This is a genomic window from Undibacterium hunanense (assembly GCF_014284335.1).
Taxonomy (GTDB): Bacteria; Pseudomonadota; Gammaproteobacteria; order Burkholderiales; family Burkholderiaceae_D; genus Undibacterium; species Undibacterium hunanense.
In genome coordinates this window covers 317,168-330,342 of record NZ_JACOGF010000005.1, presented here as the reverse complement: position 1 = coordinate 330,342, position 13,175 = coordinate 317,168, and the positions used below count along the sequence as shown (strand labels likewise).

Here is a 13,175-nt window from a genome sequence, read left to right as displayed (position 1 = left end):
GACGCGATATGGAACATACCTTACCGGCACTGCCCTATGCACTGGACGCTCTGGCTCCACATATTTCCAAAGAAACGCTGGAATATCACTATGGCAAGCATCACCAGACCTATGTGACCAATCTGAACAACCTGATCAAGGGTACAGAATTTGAAAATTCCACACTGGAAGAAATCGTCAAGAAATCTTCTGGCGGCGTGTTCAATAACTCAGCCCAGATCTGGAACCACACTTTCTACTGGAACGGCCTGAAACCTGAAGGCGGCGGCGCACCAAGCGGCAAACTGGCTGATGCCATCAATGCCAAATGGGGTTCTTTCGATGCGTTCAAAGATGCATTCACCAAGTCTTGCGTAGGCAACTTCGGTTCTTCCTGGACATGGCTGGTCAAAAAAGCCGATGGCACACTGGATATCGTCAACACATCCAATGCAGCCACACCACTGACAACAGCCGACACACCGCTGCTGACTTGCGATCTGTGGGAACACGCTTACTACATCGACTACCGCAATGCACGTCCAAAATACCTGGAAGCATTCTGGGCACTGGTTAACTGGGATTTTGCGACAGCAAACCTGGGCTGAGCCAGCTTGTCATGATGCCAGCATCGTGACATACAGGTAACATACGCGTGAAATACGCGTGACAGATGAAAAAAACCTGCGCTTGCACAAGCATCGCAGGTTTTTTTTCACCCATCGTTTCATGTGTCTGTGCGAAGATCATGCCTCTTCACGAGTTGACGGATAATCATTCTGGACAACTCTTTGCCACTACTTACATCCATGCATACCAAAGCCTCACCCCTGTTACGCTTCCTCCCCGCCATTTTCATTTTCATCTGGGCATCTGGTTACGTGGTTGCCAAATATGGCCTGCCCTATGCCGAACCGCTGACGTTTTTATGCCTGCGTTATCTGGGCGTGATCATCTTCATGCTGGTGCTGGCACTGGCCATGCGCGCCCCCTGGCCAGAACGCCGTGTGTGGCTACCCATCGCGATTGCCGGCGTCATGATGCAGGCCATGTATCTGGGCGGCATCTGGTGCGCCGTCAAACTCGGCATGCCGGCAGGTGTAGCCGCATTGATCGCCAATACCCAGCCCATTTTCACGGCATTGCTGGGCCCCGCCATTGGTGAACGCATTTACGGCAAACAATGGGCCGGGCTGGCATTGGGCATTTGTGGCGTGGCACTGGTGGTGGCAAATAAAATATCGGTCATCGGCTTGTCAGGCAGCAGCGTGGCACTGGCTGTGATGGCACTGACTGCCATGACCATAGGCACGCTGTATCAGAAAAAAACCTGCCCCAGCTTTGATGTCAGGACCGGGCAAGTCATACAGTTTGCCGCTTCCCTCATCGTCACTCTGCCGTTTGCGCTGATGCTGGAAACCCAGACCATCATCTGGACACCGCAATTTTTTGCTGCCATGGCCTGGTCGGTATTTGTCCTGTCCGGTGTTGGTATCTCGGTGCTGTTCATAATGATACGGCATGGCGAAGCCACCAAGGTCACCAGCTACATGTACCTGGTGCCAGCAGTCACCGCCGCCATGGCCTGGTTGATGTTTGGTGAAAAGCTGACAATGACAGCGATACTTGGCATGGTCGTGGCACTGGCCGGTGTAGCGCTGGTGGTGAGGCCGGCAAAATAAAAAAACAAAAAAAGACAAGGAAAGACGCGCAACAACCGCTTGCTGCGCGTCTGTTTCATATTTAGCTCACGTCCCTTTTTTGCCGCAAGAAGACGGCAACTGCCAGCATGGCGATACCGATGATGGCACCTACCCATAGCTCGGATTTTCCCAGCATCTCCAACGACGGCCCATACATATCCCCTGACCAGGCAGTGAGGGAGTGAGCATAGTCAATTTGCGGGCTGTCGACTTTCTGATAAGCGATCCACGACGCAGGAAGAATGCTCATCAAACCACGACCGATAATATTGAAGTTCAACCAACGAATATTCAAACCCAAATCCAGGTTCTTGCTAACTATGTAGATCAACCATACTGTCAGCATCGGTATGCATATTGCCCAAAGGATGGGTTTGGTTTTGGCCCAGGCTGACACCATCATCAACCAGCCTACCGTAGGCAAAGCCCACAGCATATAAACTGGCAAAAGCGAGATCATTTTCAAAGGCGTCAGTAACATATCACTGTCCTGGAAAGCTGCGCTGAATACATTCGTCTGGATACCACTCGTTTGCAAGCGTATGCCAAAACTCAAAAAGATCGGTATGCCAGCGATCAGGGAAAACACCAAAGTCGCGAGCGGAAACAACAACAAGGCAAACAGCACTTTGGACAGAACAGTGGTAGTTCCCGAGACCGGCATCGACTTCCAGAACAGCACACTTCTGTCATCCCGCTCATTATATAAAGAGCCCAGGCAATACACGCCAATCAGTATGGGCAAAAGTACCCCCAGCAGCGACAATGGCAGATAAAAAGATTCGTTAAGCCCCTTGATCACATAACTGATCTGCGCTGCAGTCATGACCGCAGGCTCCACAACCTGCCCTTCAAATTGATAGCTGGGCCTGCCCCTGAGTGAGGCAAACACGATCACCAGCAGCGCAGCCACCGCTGCATTTGACCAGAGGAGCATTGCCTTGTTTTCCCAATACTCACGGCGTATCAGCCACATCAGTTTTTTCATGCTTGCGCTCCTTTCATGGTGGCGAGATAAATTTCTGCAATGCCCGGCTGGCGAATGTCACCCAGGGCACGCAATATGTCTGTACCTACGTTTTCAAACAGCATGGCTGATTTGCCGAAAACCGTACGCTGGCTCAAGGGTTTAAGGGCCGTTGCCTGCGCCATCTGATCCGGGTTGATGAGGACTTCAACAAAGCGTTCTGCCAGTTGTTCCATGCTGGTATCAAGCACGATTTTTCCTTCATCGATGAAGATCACATCGCTGAGGATATGCTCCACCTCTTCCACCTGATGGGTGGTGATGACGATGCTCTTGTTTTCATCAAAATAATCTTCCAGCAGATTTTGATAAAACTGCTTGCGATACAAAATATCCAGACCTAAAGTCGGTTCGTCCAGCACCAGCAATTTCGCATCGATGGCCATGATGAGGGCAAGGTGCAATTGCGCCACCATGCCTTTGGACATGGCCTTGACCTTCATGTTTGGCTTCAACTTGGTCTTGGCAATATATTGCTCGGCCCTGGCACGGTTGAATTTGGGGTGTACACCTTCGACAAAAGCAATCGCGTCCTTGACCTTGAGCCAGCGCGGCAAAATAGCCACATCGGCGATGAAGCAGACATCATTCATCAGCGCATCACGCTGGGTACGCGGGTCCAGGCCCAACACCTGCATGTCGCCATCAAAATCACCCAGGCCCAGTATCGCCTTGAGTGTCGTGGTCTTGCCTGAACCATTCGGCCCTATCAGGCCGACGATGCGACCGGGTGCAATCTCAAAGTTCAGGTTATCGAGCACACGCTGTTTTCCATATTGCTTGCTGATGTTGCGGGCTGAAATGACGCCAGGCATTAAGCTGTTCTGTGAGCTGTCCTGTTTGATATCCGCTACGCTGGTCATTTCGCTTCCCCCTTATCCTGCAAGCCCGGCAATTGCTGCACATCCAGCCCCAGCCTGCGTATGCGTTCCAGCATGGCTGGCCATTCTTCATCAATGAAACGCTGGCGTTCATTCGCCAGTAATTTATCGAGCGCTGTTGCTGTCATATACATGCCCACCCCTCTTCGTTTTTCGACCAATTCTTCATCCACCAATTCCTGATACGCCTTCAGGACGGTGATAGGATTGAGCTGATACTCTGCCGCAACCTGTCTGACCGAAGGCAAGGCATCCCCCGGCTTCAACAAGCCATCCAGCATCATGCCCAGCACGCGCTGTTTCAATTGCCGGTAAATCGGCGTCTGATCGTTCCAGTTAACACTCATGCTTGCACCTTCCTTTATGGACCATATGAGGCAACACGAATCCCGCTTATCTCGTGCCTCACCATTTGTCGATTAGTGTTGTAGTTAACTATAACACCAACTCAATACTTTATGCACAAGTTTTTTGTGGGCTATGACAAGACTTACCCGGCGTGGCAAACTTAGAGGCTGTTGCAAAATTAAGCTGGCTAGGCGTCGTTGCCGCAGACAGTACTTTAGTACGCCAAGGCAACGCAACAACGCCAGCTTAATTTTGCAACAGCCTCTAGCTCACTTTCCTGCCTCTTTGATACGGACATTCACCATGCATCACCTGAAGTCACTGCTCTGCCTGTGCTTACTATTTGCAGTAACGGCAACTGCCCATGCCGATTGCCAGCCAAACTCAGCTCTACACAATGAGTTGAAGGCCGCGAAAGCGGATGGCTGGAAACTGGCCGACGATGACAAGCGCCAGCAACTGGCACTGTCAGCAGCAGATTGCCTGGGTGTGAGCAACCCGGAACTGCGGGACGAACTGGCCTTTGATGCGCTGTCCGCCTGGATGCGCGCCGAGAAACTGACAGTGCCTACCCTGACCGCCCTGCGTATCAGGATGCTGAATGCGGTACAGGCGCCCGCCGCAGAAGAAACCAGTTTCCTGCGTCCGTTTGCCATCCTGACACTGGCCGAGCTGGTACGCGTGGACAGACGCAAACCCTATCTGTCGGCGGAAGAACGTATAGACATCGTCAATGCAGGCAGCCATTACCTGACTAATCTGCGTGACTATCGTGGCTTTGATGAAAAAGAAGGCTGGCGCCATGGCATTGCCCACAGTGCCGACCTGATGCTGCAACTGGCGATGAATCCTGCGATAGAAAAACCGCAGCATGAAACCATGCTGGCAGCCATCACTACCCAAATTGCGCCATCCACGCATTTTTACCAGTATGGTGAAGGCGTCCGCCTGATGACGGCCGTGTTTTTTCTGGCAAAAACACCCAGCTTCGGCATGCGTGACTGGAATATGTGGTTCAATAAACTGATGGAAAACAGCATACAGCCTGGGCCTTATACAATGGCAAGGCTGGCACAAAGACATAATGTCAGCGCCTTTTTGCTGCCACTGTATTTTTCTGTCAGAGAAAACACCGATCCGGCAATGAAGGAAAATTTCTTGCCGGCGTTGCGGGAAGCATTGCGCAAGGTGAACTAGCGTACATTCACAGCAATGCCCATTCGGCAGCACCGCGTGCATGAATGGCCGTCGTATCAAACAGTGGCACGCTGGCATCCTCCTGGCTGACCAGCAGGGATATCTCGGTGCAGCCAAGGATGATGGCTTCGGCCCCGTTTTCTATCAGCCCCGCCATGATGCGACGGTAATGCTCACGCGATGTCGCATTGATTTTACCCAGGCACAGTTCTTCGTAAATAATCTGATGCACGATGCCACGGTCTGCAAGTGCTGGAACCAGCACGTCCAGACCATGCTGGCTGCGCAGACGTTCACGATAAAAATCCTGTTCCATGGTAAAGCGCGTGCCCAGCAACCCAATCTTGCCAAAGCCAGCCTGCCTGATGGCTTGCGCAGTCGGGTCAGCAATATGAAATAGCGGAATAGCCACCGCAGATTCAATACTCGCTGCCAGCTTGTGCATGGTATTGGTACACAGCACCAGAAAATCTGCCCCCGCCAGTTCCAGCGAACGAGAAACCTGCGCCAGGATGACGCCAGCGGCATCCCAGTCACCCGCATATTGCAGTCTTTCTATTTCATGAAAATCCACGCTGTACAGGATGATCCTGGCCGAATGCAGGCCACCCAGTTTTTCTTTGATGGTTTCATTGATCAGGCGGTAATATGGAATGGTGGATTCCCAGCTCATGCCACCGATCAGGCCTATGGTTTTCATTGCAACTCCTGTAGTTTGATTTAGCTTTTATGGTTGATTTCGCCCCTATAATAAGCAGACCGCTTTTTCTACGCTATCAGGAAATTTCAGCAGGAAGCTTTACCATGAAGATGGACATACCCTGGGCCACGCTGGAACTATTGCCCGCCTCACCCTATTCAGTGAATGGCATATCGTCCTGTCCCAGCCTGGGCCTGGCATTTGCACGCCAGACCGGTGTGCACGCCATAGACAGCGATGTGCGCCAGGACTTTGATGCCTGGCCGGGTGACCTGGCCCTTGCTGCGGCTGGTTTGCCGGTGTTTTCAGAATCATCTCATGGGGGTGAATATCTGCTGATGCATGCCACCAAACCAGATTTGCAACCTGACTTGCATACAAGCTTGCCGCGCCAGATCTTCCATGGCGACAAACAGGCTGTAACGCTGGCCTGGCAATTACGTTATCTGCTACACCAGACAAATTGTGACCCACTGCTTCTGGAAGAAAAAGCAGGATTGTTTTTACAACGCGGCCTTAAGCTTGCATCATTGGCAAGCCAGCACAGTGCCACTGCCAGTGACTACGCGGCTGATCGCACATTACATGGACGCATACTCGACTACATCGAAGATAACCTCGATACCCAGATTCATCTGGAAGAATTGGCATCATTGGCAGGCATGCCCTTGCTGCGTTTCTTGCGCAGTTTCAGTCATGCCACGGGCAGCACACCCCATGCCTACATCACCGAACGCAGATTGCAAAAAGCCAGGCGCTTGCTGAAGAATAGCAATGCAAGCATCGCCGATATCGCTGCGGATTGTGGTTTTGCGCATCAATCCCATCTCGGCAGTCACTTCAAATCCATGCTGGGTGCTAGCCCCCGGCAATACCGCAAATCAGCGCTGATTCAAGCAAAAAACTGAACCGATCCGCGTTCAGACAATGCAAAAGCAAATTTTCTACCGATTTTCATCGAAAACATTTTCCCGAGGAACTGTTTCCACAGACATTTGTCTATGGAAAATGCGTTAATTTCGTCTATTGCTTGATAACATCGCTATTTGCGCATCACCTCTTTATCTACCCCATACCTGCTAATTAAACTAAAACCAAGGTTCTTACTATGTCTCCGAAAATTCTCACCGTCAGTATTGCGCTTGCTTTCAGCGGCGCGGCCAGTCTGCTGTTTCCGCAAGAAACGGCACAAGCTGCACCGGCAGTATCCGCTGTTGCCAATGTTGCCAAAATCAAGCCAGTCGACCTGACGTTGGAACAGGTATACCGCGCCAAAGGCTATGCAGGCCAGCCAGCACGCGTGATTCAGTTCAGTAAGGATGGTCGTTACCTGGCCTACACCTGGAATCCTTTCGGTGAAAATGGTTTTGATTTATATGTGCATGACACCCAGACCGGTGAAACCAAACGCATTACCTCACCCGCCCTGATGAAAACCTACGATGCGCCAGAAGACTGGGAACGCTTCGACAAAAAAGCCGCACAAAAAGAAAAAGAAGAAGCCGAACGCCAGGCAAAGGCCGAAGCCCAGGCCGCTTATCTGCGTGGTGAAAAAGTTAACCTGATGCAGTGGGAAGAAGCTGCGCTGGAAGAAGTCAAGCGTGAACTGGCCGAGAAAAAAGCCAAAGACGCCGCTAAAAAAGCAGAAACAGATGCCGAAGCGGCAAGGGAAAAAGCCGCGGCAGCAGCAGCTAAAACCGGTACCGCCAGCGTAGCCAAAGCCGACGGCGACAAGAAAGACGAAAAGAAGGATGAAAAGAAGGATGAAAAGAAAGACGACAACAAGGTAAAAGAAGTCTGGGAACTGCGTGACGAACTGAAAAAGAAACTGGAAAAAGAAAAACTCAAACCAAGTGACCTCTACCCTGGCGTCGATGCCCTGGCCTGGGCAAATAAAAAGAATGAACTGATCTTCCAGTACCGTGGCGACCTGTTCCGCCTGAACGCGGCTGATGGCAAGATAGAACGCCTGACCCAGACCGACAAACCAGAACGCATCGTCGCGTATCAGGCAGATGACAATGGCTATATCTACATGGATGAAAAACGCCTGTTCAACGCCAGCTTTGACAAGAGCGCCATCCGCCAGTTGAATCGTGAACTGATACACCCTGACGATGCCGACAAAAAATACCGCATCGCCAATACCGTGCTGAGCGAAGACAAGCAATGGATGGCCATCTCTGCCGAAGCACCGGATGCAAAACCAGAAAACGGCAAACCGGCACCACCGTCTGAACGCCAGGTCGAAATCATGAACTACAGCGAACGCTTCGCCACTGCAAAAAAAGTGTCGCGCGAAGTGTCGGATGACAAACGCAAGATACCGGCAACCGCCCTGTACATACGTCGCGTGGGTGATGCCTCTGCACGCCAGCCACAACCCGTCTTCACCAATGATGGTGGCGATGTCTGGTTTGAAATGAGCCCGGTCAGTTGGGCCAAGGACGGCAGCCGCTACACCTTCTCTACCTGGGAACGCGAAAAAGACTTGCTGCGCATCTATGTCGGCAAGGCAGAAGAAGGCGTCAAGCCACAAATGGTACTGGAAAGACGCGGCAATGTCGGCCATGAAGTCGTCAACGTGCTGGCCCCCCGCTTTACACCAGACAGCCAGCAATTGATCGCCGTACTGGATGACCAGGGCTATCGTCAGCCATATGTGATTGACGTTACCAATGGCAGCGCCAAGCCAGTACTGAAAGGCGATTTCGAAGCGCACAACATCATCGGTTTCAGCGCAGACAGCAAATCCATGTTCATACTTGCCAACAAGGATGATTTTGCAGCAATGAATGCCTACAAGGTTGACCTGGCAACAGGCGACATGAAGGCCGTCGGCCAGACCGGTGATTTCCACCGTACCAGCACCGTCACCGACAGCGGCGACAAGCTGGCCAGCATGGCAGGGCAATGGGCCAGCCGTCCTGAATTGAAACTGGTGGACATCAGCAAGGCCAAGTCCACCACGCTGACACAAAGCCATGACCCGCAATGGAACGCGATAGACCTGCAACGCCCTGAACGTTTCAGCTTCACCAATCGCCATGGCGACAAGATCCAGGCCTATGTTTTTAAACCGGCCGGACTCAGTTCATCCGACCACCGCCCTGCCATCGTCTACACCTATGGCGGCCCGCTGAATGACAGACATATCGTCGAGACTGACAGCTTCCAGCAAACCGCCTATATGTTCGGCATGTATATGGCAGCCAAGCATGGTTATGTGACGGTAGCCGTGGACCCGCGCGGTCATTCCAATTATGGCCGCAAGTTCAGCGACGCCAACTGGGAACAGGCTGGCAAACCGCAGACCGAAGACCTGGAAGACCTGGCCAAGTACATGCAAAAGAACCTGGGCGTCGATGGTAAACGCATAGGCCTGACAGGCTGGAGCTTTGGCGGCTTCCAGACCCAGTACGCGATGTACACCAGCCCTGACACCTTCGCTGCCGGTATCGCCGGTGCCGGCCCGACAGAATGGGAAAACTACAATAGCTGGTACAGTGGCCGCACCATAGGCAAGACCGAACGCAGCAAGCCTAACCTGCGCAAATACTCCCTGCTGCCTTTGACAGCCGGCCTGAAAAAACCACTGATGCTGGTACACGGCATGCAGGATCCGAATGTACTGTATCAGGACACCGTCAATGTCTATCGCGCCCTGCTGGAAAACGGCAAGGAAACCCTGGTCGACCTGTTCCTTGATCCGGATGGCGAACATGGCCTGGGTGGCACCGTCAAGCCCAAGGCTTTGCACAAGAAATATGAAGCCTTCTTTTTGCAGCATCTGGGCAAGGCCAAATAAGTAAACAGCAGGTCAATAAACAAAAAGCGGCTGAGTGAAATAACTCAGCCGCTTTTTTGTCTTTGTTGGCTATGGTAATGTTTTGCAAAGATTACCGTAGATCAAATCTGCCTGAATTCAGATAATACGGTCTGCCCTCATTGACCATACTGACTGCTCCAACATGAAACCCTATCTGATATCAAGCGTTGTATTAATGATGAGCATCAGCCTGCATGGTAATGTCTATGCGATGACCGTCAATGAAGCGTACAACAATCTGATATTTTTTCAGGCGGCAGCGAATGAGGGCGATTACTGCGAAAACAAACTCAACATCCAGGCTCTGCCTGCACTGAAAAAATGGCAGCGCCAGAATGACCCTGTACTCAAACGAACCGTCAACACCATCGAGCAGCACCTGATGACAGACAAGGGTTTGTCTAAACCGGAAGTCAAACTGGCCATGGTTGAGGTATGGAAGAAAATGGATGACATAGACAAACGCAGGCTGGCAGAAAGGCGCACGCATAAAACCTGCATGCAATTTACACAGTCACTCAAGTTTTATGAATCCAGGCTCACACAATAACTATTTGTACTTGCGCTATCAGCATCAGCTATCGGCACCAGTTATCGGCAATTTCTCTTGAAAATTACCGTAGACTATTCGCGGCAGTCTACTGATAATGGCAACACCGCTTCATTGCAAGCAAGCACCATCTCAGGAGTACCTTATGAAAAGTAGCACCCGCCAATACCTGTATTCAGTTTTTAGACAAGTAGCACAGGAATTTCGTCAGATTGGACAAAAAGTAGGCGAGCGCCTGTTGCGTACGCCTTTGCCAAAAGTACTGATGGTCTGCGTGGGCATCGCCCTGCTGATCGCCATCATTCCGCTGATCATTACCCTGTTTATCGTCTTTGTGTTGCTGAAACTCTTGCTGGCCGTGGTACTCATGAGCATGGGCCAGAATCAGGCCAGGGCAAAGCCAAAGAGCAGACCGGTACATACCGTGTATGTTGAACAAAATACGGACAGGCAATAAACCCAAGAAATTACAGAATCAGATCTTGTTCACGGCCTTGGTTTTAGCCGTGTCAGCCTGCGCGCCTTTCTTGCTTTCGCGTTTGAGAGGCGCACCAACAGGGCAGATGGAAAAAGCGAACTGCGTCAGGGTATTGACCAGACTATCGCCATTTAATTTGTACATCACAAACTGCCCCTGACGTTCACCAGTGATCAACCCAGCATTTTCCAACACCGACAAATGGCGGGAAATTGCTGGCGCACTCATTTTAAAGCGTGCGGCAATATCCCCGGCCGTCAGTTCCTGCTCAGATAAATAAGCAAGTATCTGCCTGCGGGGTGATGATGCCAAAGCTTCAAAAATCTTATCAGAAGACATTATTCATTCTCAAAAGACCATTGCCGCGCTAAGCGCGGCAAGTGGTTTTACTTCAAACATTCAGCGCAATGGCTGCAACACATTATGCAGGCGCAGAAAACTTTTCAGGCTCACGTAATTCATTGACTCTCACCCAGCCGGTAATCGTTCTGCCAAACTTCGCGATCATGACCATGTTAAAGAAATGCATGGCCCCCAGGCTGAGTACGGACACACCTATTTTACTACCAACATAGGGGATCAATCCGTCGCCAGGCGCGATATGCCAGCCATCCAGACGAATGGCAATCAAGCCGACATTGATCAGATAAAACCCGACAACCAGTAAGTGATTCGTGGATTTTGCCAAAACTTCATCCTGACCAAAACATTTTACCAAGAATACCTCACCGTTTTTAGACAGTGTTCTTGCCACCCATATTGTCATGACGACAGAAACAATTAAATAGATCAGATAACTAAGCTCCATACTCATTTCATACTCCTTCAAGGTTGAACAACAATTCAGTAATTAACTAATATGTTAATTGCTTAATTGATTAATGTCAATAATATTTATTGATGAAATGAGTTCCACGCAAACAAGCAGAAAGCAAATTCAATCGCCAATCACCCTCGCTACAAATTGATGACAATTTGCAGACATTTTGGGCAGTATTTTTTCCCCGGCAGCTTCTATGATGATGTCAATTCATCACAGAAAGCGGGAAAACAATGAAACCTCATAATCTACTGGGCCTGTGCACCATGGCAGCGATGCTGGCGGCATGTGGTGGCAATGGCAGCGTCGGTGCAGGCATTAGCACACCTGGTGCCAGCCTGGCCTTGCGTGGCACTGCGGCAACCGGCATGGCCATTTCAGGCGCCACCGTCAGCGCCAAATGTCGCGCCGGCAACGGCACGGCAAAAACCGCTGCCGACGGCAGTTTTGAGATGACTGTCAGCACCGGCAGCAGCACAGCGGCAGCCCTGCCTTGTGTGCTGGAGGTCACCAATGCTGCCGACAGCAGAAAACTGCATGCCATCAGCATCAATGGCGGCGTCATCAACCTCACGCCTTTGACAGAAATGTTGTCCACCAGATTGATGCGCACCAGCATGAGCACGGTGTTCAGCACCCCTGATGTTGACGCCATTGCCAGAACCGTCACCGTCAACAGCAGCAGGGCTGCCCAGATCGAGATCACGCAGGCAATCAGCATGATGGCAGACACCAGCAAGATCGACGATTTCTTCACCACGCCATTGAAGGCAGCAGTACCCGGCAGTGCAGGCACTGGCGATGCGCAAGACAAGGCTTTGGACAATCTGAAGCTGAACATGGATGGCAAATTGTTTGACCCTTTCCTGCTGATGCTGACCAAGGCCGCAAGCAGCAAAGACATCGTCACCCTGGGCCAACCAGGTTGCGTGCTGACAGGTCTGAATGGCTTGCCGCTGCCATGCAGCGGGCCTGGCATCTGGGTCAATGCACCGAAAATCAATATTACTCCTGGTGCCGTTTTGATGGCCCCTGGCGGCAAACTGACTTTCAGCGCAGAAATGAATTATCCGCCGAACGTCAACTATGTGCGCCAGCCCGTGAAATGGGTAGTGCTGGAACCAGAAGGCGGCAGCATCACCATCAATGGTGAATACAGCGCCCCAGCCAAGGCAGGCACCTACCACGTGCAGGCACAAAGGGAAGATTATCCTACCGTCGCAGTCAATGCCACAGTGGTGGTGGATAACAGCTCACCCAATTTTGTGCCGGTATTAAGCGTGCCTGGTCGCCTGATTACGCTGATGCCAGGCAGCAGCATAGGCTTGACAGCAGACAACAATTACCCGCCGAATGTCACCTACATCAGGCAACCGGTGACCTGGAGCGTGGTCGAAGCTGATGGCGGTAGCATCACCCCGCTGGGCCTGTACACTGCACCGCAAAAATCCGGCGTGTTCCATGTCGTGGTGAAACGGGATGACTATCCTAACCTGTTCATCACGCTGGATATCAATGTTATCTATCTTGAGAACTGAGCTTGAGAACTAAGCTTGAAAACTGAGCTTGAAGAATGCGCTTGAAGACTGAATTGAAGACTGATCCTGCAATTTGAATTTGTGATTGCTTGCCAGAATTGGCTGCAGAATTGCTTACCAGAACG

14 protein-coding genes are annotated in these 13,175 nt (G+C 51.3%); 8 read left to right on the top strand and 6 right to left on the bottom strand.

Features of this window, described 5'->3' with window-relative positions:
- Positions 1-8 precede the first annotated feature (8 nt).
- Positions 9-587 carry a superoxide dismutase [Fe] gene (sodB, locus tag H8L32_RS12625; protein WP_186947572.1) on the top strand — a complete coding sequence of 193 codons (579 nt, stop codon included), beginning with the start codon at positions 9-11 and terminating at the stop codon, positions 585-587.
- 201 nt (positions 588-788) lie between these two features.
- Complete coding sequence (locus tag H8L32_RS12620; RefSeq protein WP_186947571.1) at positions 789-1,661, top strand: DMT family transporter; 873 nt, start codon at positions 789-791, stop codon at positions 1,659-1,661.
- A 61-nt stretch (positions 1,662-1,722) separates the two neighbouring features.
- Here the strand turns inward: H8L32_RS12620 and H8L32_RS12615 are convergent, their stop codons facing one another.
- From H8L32_RS12615 to H8L32_RS12605, 3 genes are read right to left on the bottom strand one after another with little or no spacing between them, the layout of a single operon-like run.
- Positions 1,723-2,670 carry a hypothetical protein gene (locus H8L32_RS12615; protein WP_186947570.1) on the bottom strand — a complete coding sequence of 316 codons (948 nt, stop codon included), beginning with the start codon at positions 2,668-2,670 and terminating at the stop codon, positions 1,723-1,725.
- Positions 2,667-3,524 (bottom strand): ABC transporter ATP-binding protein, encoded by an 858-nt coding sequence (locus H8L32_RS12610; RefSeq protein WP_186947637.1) that lies wholly within the window; start codon positions 3,522-3,524, stop codon positions 2,667-2,669. Before H8L32_RS12610 ends, H8L32_RS12615 begins: the two co-directional genes overlap by 4 nt.
- Positions 3,525-3,568: 44 nt before the next feature.
- Entirely contained in the window at positions 3,569-3,937 is a 369-nt protein-coding gene (locus tag H8L32_RS12605) for a GntR family transcriptional regulator (protein WP_186947569.1), read from the bottom strand.
- A gap of 304 nt (positions 3,938-4,241) precedes the next feature.
- Between H8L32_RS12605 and H8L32_RS12600 the strand changes: the two genes are divergently transcribed.
- On the top strand, positions 4,242-5,135 hold the full coding sequence (locus H8L32_RS12600) for a DUF2785 domain-containing protein (RefSeq protein WP_186947568.1): 894 nt from the start codon (positions 4,242-4,244) through the stop codon (positions 5,133-5,135).
- A 7-nt stretch (positions 5,136-5,142) separates the two neighbouring features.
- Here H8L32_RS12600 and H8L32_RS12595 read toward each other — a convergent pair whose 3' ends face one another.
- Positions 5,143-5,835 (bottom strand): aspartate/glutamate racemase family protein, encoded by a 693-nt coding sequence (locus H8L32_RS12595; RefSeq protein ID WP_186947567.1) that lies wholly within the window; start codon positions 5,833-5,835, stop codon positions 5,143-5,145.
- Positions 5,836-5,939: 104 nt separating this feature from the next.
- On the opposite strand from H8L32_RS12595, the gene H8L32_RS12590 reads away from it, so the two are divergent.
- The 4 genes from H8L32_RS12590 to H8L32_RS12575 all read left to right on the top strand — a co-directional run bounded on the left by H8L32_RS12590 (position 5,940) and on the right by H8L32_RS12575 (position 10,671).
- Positions 5,940-6,743: an AraC family transcriptional regulator gene (locus tag H8L32_RS12590; protein WP_186947566.1), complete on the top strand. Its 804-nt coding sequence runs from the start codon at positions 5,940-5,942 to the stop codon at positions 6,741-6,743.
- Positions 6,744-6,943: 200 nt separating this feature from the next.
- The gene (locus tag H8L32_RS12585; RefSeq protein ID WP_186947565.1) at positions 6,944-9,643 is read left to right on the top strand and encodes a S9 family peptidase; all 2,700 of its coding nucleotides are present in this window, start codon (positions 6,944-6,946) and stop codon (positions 9,641-9,643) included.
- Between the two features lie 163 nt (positions 9,644-9,806).
- On the top strand, positions 9,807-10,214 hold the full coding sequence (locus tag H8L32_RS12580; protein ID WP_186947564.1) for a hypothetical protein: 408 nt from the start codon (positions 9,807-9,809) through the stop codon (positions 10,212-10,214).
- 145 nt (positions 10,215-10,359) lie between these two features.
- On the top strand, positions 10,360-10,671 hold the full coding sequence (locus tag H8L32_RS12575) for a hypothetical protein (RefSeq protein WP_186947563.1): 312 nt from the start codon (positions 10,360-10,362) through the stop codon (positions 10,669-10,671).
- A gap of 18 nt (positions 10,672-10,689) precedes the next feature.
- On the opposite strand, the gene H8L32_RS12570 is transcribed toward H8L32_RS12575, so the two are convergent.
- Positions 10,690-11,031, bottom strand: a complete 342-nt coding sequence (locus tag H8L32_RS12570; protein WP_186947562.1) for a metalloregulator ArsR/SmtB family transcription factor — start codon at positions 11,029-11,031, stop codon at positions 10,690-10,692.
- A gap of 82 nt (positions 11,032-11,113) precedes the next feature.
- Positions 11,114-11,506 carry a hypothetical protein gene (locus H8L32_RS12565; protein WP_222619337.1) on the bottom strand — a complete coding sequence of 131 codons (393 nt, stop codon included), beginning with the start codon at positions 11,504-11,506 and terminating at the stop codon, positions 11,114-11,116.
- A 239-nt stretch (positions 11,507-11,745) separates the two neighbouring features.
- Here H8L32_RS12565 and H8L32_RS12560 point away from each other — a divergent pair, with 239 nt between their 5' ends.
- Entirely contained in the window at positions 11,746-13,050 is a 1,305-nt protein-coding gene (locus tag H8L32_RS12560) for a hypothetical protein (RefSeq protein WP_186947561.1), read from the top strand.
- Positions 13,051-13,175 lie beyond the last annotated feature (125 nt).

Excerpts from the sequence above, each read along its gene's own strand:
- sodB (WP_186947572.1), top strand. The coding sequence starts at position 9 with ATGGAACATACCTTACCGGCACTGCCCTATGCACTGGACGCTCTGGCT.
- H8L32_RS12620 (WP_186947571.1), top strand. The coding sequence starts at position 789 with ATGCATACCAAAGCCTCACCCCTGTTACGCTTCCTCCCCGCCATTTTC.
- H8L32_RS12615 (WP_186947570.1), bottom strand. The coding sequence starts at position 2,670 with ATGAAAAAACTGATGTGGCTGATACGCCGTGAGTATTGGGAAAACAAG.
- H8L32_RS12610 (WP_186947637.1), bottom strand. The coding sequence starts at position 3,524 with ATGCCTGGCGTCATTTCAGCCCGCAACATCAGCAAGCAATATGGAAAA.
- H8L32_RS12605 (WP_186947569.1), bottom strand. The coding sequence starts at position 3,937 with ATGAGTGTTAACTGGAACGATCAGACGCCGATTTACCGGCAATTGAAA.
- H8L32_RS12600 (WP_186947568.1), top strand. The coding sequence starts at position 4,242 with ATGCATCACCTGAAGTCACTGCTCTGCCTGTGCTTACTATTTGCAGTA.
- H8L32_RS12595 (WP_186947567.1), bottom strand. The coding sequence starts at position 5,835 with ATGAAAACCATAGGCCTGATCGGTGGCATGAGCTGGGAATCCACCATT.
- H8L32_RS12590 (WP_186947566.1), top strand. The coding sequence starts at position 5,940 with ATGAAGATGGACATACCCTGGGCCACGCTGGAACTATTGCCCGCCTCA.
- H8L32_RS12585 (WP_186947565.1), top strand. The coding sequence starts at position 6,944 with ATGTCTCCGAAAATTCTCACCGTCAGTATTGCGCTTGCTTTCAGCGGC.
- H8L32_RS12580 (WP_186947564.1), top strand. The coding sequence starts at position 9,807 with ATGAAACCCTATCTGATATCAAGCGTTGTATTAATGATGAGCATCAGC.
- H8L32_RS12575 (WP_186947563.1), top strand. The coding sequence starts at position 10,360 with ATGAAAAGTAGCACCCGCCAATACCTGTATTCAGTTTTTAGACAAGTA.
- H8L32_RS12570 (WP_186947562.1), bottom strand. The coding sequence starts at position 11,031 with ATGTCTTCTGATAAGATTTTTGAAGCTTTGGCATCATCACCCCGCAGG.
- H8L32_RS12565 (WP_222619337.1), bottom strand. The coding sequence starts at position 11,506 with ATGAGTATGGAGCTTAGTTATCTGATCTATTTAATTGTTTCTGTCGTC.
- H8L32_RS12560 (WP_186947561.1), top strand. The coding sequence starts at position 11,746 with ATGAAACCTCATAATCTACTGGGCCTGTGCACCATGGCAGCGATGCTG.